Source organism: Streptomyces sp. NPDC000880 (assembly GCF_053599675.1).
In genome coordinates this window covers 1-5,221 of record NZ_JBSFMS010000214.1, presented here as the reverse complement: position 1 = coordinate 5,221, position 5,221 = coordinate 1, and the positions used below count along the sequence as shown (strand labels likewise).

Genomic DNA, 5,221 nt, shown 5'->3' with positions numbered 1-5,221 from the left:
GATCTCCAGCTTGTAGCTGAAGAGCAGCAGGGCGAGCTGGCCGGTGAAGAACATGGGGAGCGAGACGCCGGCGAGCGAGACGCCCATGGCAAGGAGGTTCTCAGGCCGCTGTGCAACCCTGCTGGCTCCCTCGCCGTCTGGACAGGTGGCGACAGACCGCGCCTGACCACCACGGCAGGGGGTAGCGGGAACAGCGAGAGCCGAGGAGACCATGGCCGACCAGAGCAGCAGCGGCAGCCGAATACGCAGCAGCGGCAAGCGCCGTAAACGGCCCACCAAGAGCCGCAGGGCCATGACCGTCGCCGGATGCTCCCTCGCAGGTCTGGTGCTGGTCGCTGGATCCGGCGTCGGTTACGCCTACTTCAAGCTCAACGGCAACATCCAGGGCGTCGACATCAACGCCCGCCTCGGCGCCGACCGCCCCCAGAACGTCGACAACGGCTCCATGGACATTCTGGTCCTGGGCTCCGACTCCCGCTCCGGCGCCAACACCGAATACGGCGTGGACCAAGGCGCTGCGCGTTCCGACACCGCGATGGTCGTGCACGTCTACCAGGGCCACAAGAAGGCCAGCGTCGTCTCGATCCCGCGTGACACCCTCGTCGACCGCCCCCAGTGCGCGGACGGCAAGGGCAAGGCCGTCTCCGGCCAGAAGCGCGCCATGTTCAACACGGCGTACGAGGTCGGCGGCCCCGCCTGCGCGGTGAAGACCATCGAGAAGATGTCCGGCATCCGTATGGACCACTACATCGAGGTCGACTTCACCGGCTTCAAGAAGCTCATCGACGAGCTGGGCGGCGTGAAGATCACCACCACCAAGCCCATCAACGACAGCAAGAGCCATCTGGACCTACCGCCCGGCACGCACACCCTCGACGGGGAGCAGTCGCTCGGTCTCGTACGCACCCGCAAGAGCGTCGGCGACGGCAGCGACCTCGGCCGGATACAGCTCCAGCAGGCCTTCATGAAGGCCTTCATCACCCAGGTCAAGGATGTTGGCATCTTCACCAACCCGAAGAAGCTCTACAACGTCGCCGACACCGCCACCAAGGCGATCACGCCCGACTCCGGGCTCGACTCGGTCAACAAGCTGATGAGCTTCGCCAGGGGGCTGAGCGGTCTCGGCGCGCAGGACGTGCACATGATCACGATGCCGGTGGAGTACGACCCGGTGAACCCCAACCGCGTGATCCCGCTCAAGGCCGCGTCCCAGCAGGTCTGGACGGCGCTGGCGCAGGACAAACCGATCCCCGCATCCGCCGTCAAGGACTCCGCCGGCGACAAGGGCGCTGCCGGTTCCCTGGTGCAGAGCAGCTAGCACCGGCAGGGAATAGTTCCGGCCGTACCCCGGTTTGGGAGTTACGGCTGGTCCTGGCAGACTGGTACGTCGGCCCCGGTTCACGTACGAGCAATCCGCGTGTACGACCCGGTGCCCTCCCGAAACTAGGAGACACCCTTGAAGCGCGACATCCACCCCGAGTACGTCGAGACGCAGGTCAGCTGCACCTGTGGCGCCTCGTTCACCACCCGTAGCACCATCGAGTCCGGCACCGTCCGGGCCGAGGTCTGCTCCGAGTGCCACCCGTTCTACACGGGCAAGCAGAAGATCCTCGACACTGGTGGCCGTGTGGCCCGCTTCGAGGCCCGCTTCGGCAAGGCTGCCGGCTCCGCCAAGAAGTAGCGAGCCACTGCGCCGGCCCTTGGCCGCCCCTGACCGGGGTGGCCGAGGCCGGCGCTTTGTCCGTTCTGAGCAGTCCCTTTTCGCGTACCAAACCCAGGAGCCCCCGATGTTCGAGGCGGTCGAGGAACTGATCGGCGAACACGCCGATCTCGAGAAGAAGCTCGCCGACCCTTCGGTCCACGCGGACCAGGCGAACGCGCGCAAGCTCGGCAAGCGCTACGCCGAGCTGACCCCGATCGTCGGCACGTACCGCTCCTGGAAGCAGACCGGGGACGACATCCAGACCGCGCGTGAACTCGCCGCCGACGACCCGGACTTCGCCGCCGAGGTCAAGGAGATCGAGAAGCAGCGCGAGGAGCTCACCGAGAAGCTGCGGCTGCTGCTCGTACCGCGCGACCCCAGCGACGACAAGGACGTCATCCTCGAGGTCAAGGCGGGCGCGGGCGGCGACGAGTCGGCTCTGTTCGCCGGTGACCTGCTGCGGATGTATCTGCGCTACGCCGAGCGCGTCGGCTGGAAGACGGAGATCATCGACGCCACCGAGTCCGAGCTCGGCGGCTACAAGGACGTCCAGGTCGCGGTGAAGACCAAGGGCGGCAACGGCGCGACCGAGCCCGGGCAGGGCGTCTGGGCGCGGCTGAAGTACGAGGGCGGAGTGCACCGCGTGCAGCGCGTGCCCGCCACCGAGTCCCAGGGCCGCATCCACACCTCGGCAGCCGGCGTGCTGGTCACGCCCGAGGCGGAGGAGATCGATGTCGAGATCCACGCCAACGACCTGCGGATCGACGTGTACCGCTCGTCGGGCCCCGGCGGCCAGTCCGTCAACACCACGGACTCCGCGGTGCGCATCACGCACCTGCCGACCGGCATCGTCGCCTCCTGCCAGAACGAGAAGAGCCAGCTCCAGAACAAGGAGCAGGCAATGCGTATCCTGCGCTCCAGGCTGCTGGCCGCGGCCCAGGAGGAGGCCGAGAAGGAAGCCGCGGACGCCCGGCGCAGTCAGGTCCGCACGGTTGACCGCTCGGAGAAGATCCGTACGTACAACTTCCCGGAAAACCGGATCTCGGACCACCGCGTCGGCTTCAAGGCGTACAACTTGGACCAGGTGCTCGACGGTGATCTGGACGCGATGATCCAGGCCTGTGTCGACGCCGACTCCGCCGCCAAGCTTGCCGCCGCCCAGTAACAACCCCCTGCAGTCCCGGAGGACCAAGGTGAACCTGCTGCTTGCCGAGGTGGCCCAGGCCACCCAGCGGCTGGCCGACGCCGGCGTGCCCTCACCGCGCTTCGACGCGGAGGAGCTCGCCGCGTTCGTGCACGGCGTGAAGCGGGGAGAGCTGCACAACGTCCCGGACAGTGACTTCGACGCCCGTTACTGGGAGGCGGTCGCCCGTCGCGAGGCACGCGAACCGCTCCAGCACATCACCGGGCGCGCTTTCTTCCGCTATCTGGAACTGCAGGTCGGGCCCGGCGTCTTCGTGCCCCGCCCGGAGACCGAGTCGGTCGTCGGCTGGGCCATAGACGCCGTACGGGCCATGGATGTCGTCGAGCCGCTCATCGTCGATCTGTGTACGGGGTCCGGGGCCATCGCGCTCGCCATGGCGCAGGAGGTGCCGCGTTCGCGGGTGCACGGCGTGGAGCTCTCCGAGGACGCGCTGAGGTGGACCCGTAAGAACGCCGAGGGCTCGCGCGTCACCGTGCACCAGGGAGACGCCCTGTCCGCGCTTCCCGAGCTGGACGGGCAGGTCGACCTGGTCATCTCCAATCCGCCGTACATCCCGCTCACGGAGTGGGAGTATGTCGCTCCCGAGGCTCGCGACCACGACCCGGACATGGCCCTGTTCTCCGGCGAGGACGGCCTGGACACCATCCGCGGCATCGAGCGCACCGCCCACCGGCTGCTGCGGCCCGGCGGCCTCGTCGTCGTCGAGCACGCCGACACGCAGGGCGGCCAGGTGCCGTGGATCTTCAGCGAAGAGGCCGGCTGGGCGGACGCGGCCGACCACCCCGACCTGAACAAGCGGCCGCGCTTCGCGACCGCGCGCAAGGCAACGCCATGACCAAGCATGTGTACGAGGAGGCCCGCTGATGGCTCGGCGATACGACTGCAACGACGCGACGGATCGCACCACCGGTCTGCGTGAAGCCGCATCGGCCGTCCGCCGCGGCGAACTGGTCGTGCTGCCCACCGACACCGTGTACGGGATCGGTGCGGATGCCTTCGGTTCCGAGGCCGTCGCCGACCTGCTGGAGGCCAAGGGGCGCGGCCGCAATATGCCCACGCCTGTCCTCATCGGATCCCCGAACACCCTGCACGGCCTGGTCACCGACTTCTCCGAGCAGGCCTGGGAGCTTGTCGACGCCTTCTGGCCGGGTGCGCTGACGCTGGTCGCCAAGCACCAGCCGTCGCTGCAGTGGGACCTGGGCGACACCCGGGGCACTGTCGCGATCCGGATGCCGCTGCACCCGGTCGCGATCGAGTTGCTCACCGAGGTCGGCCCGATGGCGGTCTCCAGCGCCAACCTCACCGGGCACCCGGCGCCCGAGGACTGCGACGCCGCGCAGGAGATGCTCGGCGACTCGGTCTCGGTCTACCTGGACGGCGGCCCGACCCCGGGCATCGTGCCGTCCTCGATCGTCGATGTCACGGGCAAGGTCCCGGTGCTGCTGCGCGAGGGAGCGCTCTCACCGGACGAGCTGCGCAAGGTCGTACCCGACCTCGAGGTGGCCAATTGACCGCCCCTGAGGGGCGTGGCATAGCGGAATCCTGCGGGTCCCCCCGGACGGAGTTTGGGGGAAGCACCTCCACCTTCCGCATCCTCCACGTCAGCACCGGCAACGTGTGCCGCTCGCCAATCACCGAGCGGCTGACCCGCCATGCCCTGAGCGACCGCCTCGGCGATCCTCCCCCTGGCTACGCCGGGGGGACCTCCATCCGCGGCCTGATCGTGGAGAGCGCGGGCACCTGGGGCCACGAGGGCGCCCCGATGGAGGCCAACGCCGAAATCGTTCTGGCCGACTTCGGCGCGGACGCGACAGGCTTCGTGGGCCGCGAACTGCTCGACGAGCATGTGATCCGCGCGGATCTGGTCCTCACGGCGACCCGGGACCACCGGGCGCAGGTGATCTCGATGGGCCATTCGGCAGGCCTGCGCACCTTCACGCTCAAGGAGTTCACCCGGCTGGTGCGCGCCATAGACCCGGCGACGCTGCCCGACCCCCGCGACGAGGGCGTCGTCGAACGCGCCCGCGCGCTGGTCCGTGCGGCGGCGGCGCTACGAGGCTGGCTGCTTGCGCCGAGCCCGGACGCGGATGAGGTGTACGACCCGTATGGCGCGCCGATCACGTTCTTCCGGTCGATCGGGGACGAGATCAACCAGGCGCTGGATCCTGTGGTGACGGCGCTGACGGGCGTGCCGGCCCGCCAGTGAGAACTGGGCTTCCCCCCCCAGACTGCGACTGTCTGCACGCCTGCCGCGCGTATCTGGTCAAGGACTGGGAACAGCTCGTACGCCACACCGAGCCGCTGATCAACGATCC

6 protein-coding genes and 1 pseudogene are annotated in these 5,221 nt (G+C 68.6%); 6 read left to right on the top strand and 1 reads right to left on the bottom strand.

Features of this window, described 5'->3' with window-relative positions; all coding sequences use genetic code 11:
- A pseudogene (locus ACWDO5_RS35090) lies at nucleotides 1-213 on the bottom strand (hypothetical protein); the annotation flags it as partial.
- Here ACWDO5_RS35090 and ACWDO5_RS35085 point away from each other — a divergent pair.
- From ACWDO5_RS35085 to ACWDO5_RS35060, 6 genes are all read left to right on the top strand, one after another.
- On the top strand, nucleotides 212-1,318 hold the full coding sequence (locus tag ACWDO5_RS35085; RefSeq protein WP_450534586.1) for an LCP family protein: 1,107 nt from the start codon (nucleotides 212-214) through the stop codon (nucleotides 1,316-1,318). The pseudogene ACWDO5_RS35090 and the gene ACWDO5_RS35085 overlap by 2 nt on opposite strands.
- A gap of 138 nt (nucleotides 1,319-1,456) precedes the next feature.
- Nucleotides 1,457-1,681 (top strand): 50S ribosomal protein L31, encoded by a 225-nt coding sequence (gene rpmE / locus ACWDO5_RS35080; RefSeq protein WP_215092884.1) that lies wholly within the window; start codon nucleotides 1,457-1,459, stop codon nucleotides 1,679-1,681.
- 106 nt (nucleotides 1,682-1,787) lie between these two features.
- Nucleotides 1,788-2,867, top strand: coding sequence for a peptide chain release factor 1 (prfA, locus tag ACWDO5_RS35075; protein ID WP_450534585.1), 1,080 nt, complete (start codon nucleotides 1,788-1,790; stop codon nucleotides 2,865-2,867).
- Nucleotides 2,868-2,895: 28 nt separating this feature from the next.
- The gene (gene prmC, locus ACWDO5_RS35070; RefSeq protein ID WP_450534584.1) at nucleotides 2,896-3,741 is read left to right on the top strand and encodes a peptide chain release factor N(5)-glutamine methyltransferase; all 846 of its coding nucleotides are present in this window, start codon (nucleotides 2,896-2,898) and stop codon (nucleotides 3,739-3,741) included.
- Nucleotides 3,742-3,769: 28 nt separating this feature from the next.
- Nucleotides 3,770-4,417 (top strand): L-threonylcarbamoyladenylate synthase, encoded by a 648-nt coding sequence (locus tag ACWDO5_RS35065; protein ID WP_215092878.1) that lies wholly within the window; start codon nucleotides 3,770-3,772, stop codon nucleotides 4,415-4,417.
- Nucleotides 4,414-5,112, top strand: coding sequence for an arsenate reductase/protein-tyrosine-phosphatase family protein (locus tag ACWDO5_RS35060; protein ID WP_450534583.1), 699 nt, complete (start codon nucleotides 4,414-4,416; stop codon nucleotides 5,110-5,112). Before ACWDO5_RS35065 ends, ACWDO5_RS35060 begins: the two co-directional genes overlap by 4 nt.
- Nucleotides 5,113-5,221: the final 109 nt, after the last annotated feature.